Origin of the sequence: Paraburkholderia sp. SIMBA_053, from assembly GCF_046534895.1 — a bacterium.
GTDB classification, from domain to species: Bacteria; Pseudomonadota; Gammaproteobacteria; order Burkholderiales; family Burkholderiaceae; genus Paraburkholderia; species Paraburkholderia caledonica.
On the sequence record NZ_JAWRXU010000068.1, the window covers coordinates 1 to 555 of the forward strand.

The 555-nt window shown below is 49.0% G+C and carries 4 tRNA genes; all 4 read right to left on the reverse strand.

The features are described 5' to 3' along the window. Positions 1-15 precede the first annotated feature (15 nt). The 4 genes from SB753_RS34565 to SB753_RS34580 all read right to left on the reverse strand — a co-directional run bounded on the left by SB753_RS34565 (position 16) and on the right by SB753_RS34580 (position 378). A tRNA-Cys gene (locus SB753_RS34565) sits at positions 16-86 on the reverse strand. A 53-nt stretch (positions 87-139) separates the two neighbouring features. Next, positions 140-211, reverse strand: a tRNA-Gly gene (locus tag SB753_RS34570). A gap of 5 nt (positions 212-216) precedes the next feature. Continuing rightward, positions 217-292, reverse strand: a tRNA-Lys gene (locus SB753_RS34575). 10 nt (positions 293-302) lie between these two features. Continuing rightward, positions 303-378: transfer RNA gene (locus SB753_RS34580), tRNA-Thr, on the reverse strand. Positions 379-555 lie beyond the last annotated feature (177 nt).

The following is a 555-nucleotide window of genomic DNA, read 5'->3' on the forward strand; positions in this document are numbered from 1 at the left end:
TTCAGTTTTACCGTGAGGTGGCGACGGGATTCGAACCCGTGTAAACGGCTTTGCAGGCCGGTGCCTAGCCGCTCGGCCACGCCACCGTGTGGATTGACCCCACGTGCCGAAGGCCTTCCGAAGAAGGCCCCTGCACTTGAGCGGATGACGAGACTCGAACTCGCGACCCCAACCTTGGCAAGGTTGTATTCTACCACTGAACTACTTCCGCGAAAATGGTGAGCCATGAAGGATTCGAACCTTCGACCCTCTGATTAAAAGTCAGATGCTCTACCAACTGAGCTAATGGCTCATTTTGAAAGTGGTGCCGGCTAGAGGACTTGAACCCCCAACCTACTGATTACAAGTCAGTTGCTCTACCTACTGAGCTAAGTCGGCGTAAGTGCTGCGCATTCTATGCGATGGTTTTTGGGGTTGCAATAGGTAAAGACAAAAAAAATTATAATGGTCGTTTTAATGTACATTTCTTAATCAAACAAGGGGCTATGCTGACATAATTCTTCAAAAGGAGAAATCACGGCCTCTTTCACTTCCTCTACTGATCCTGTATTGTCC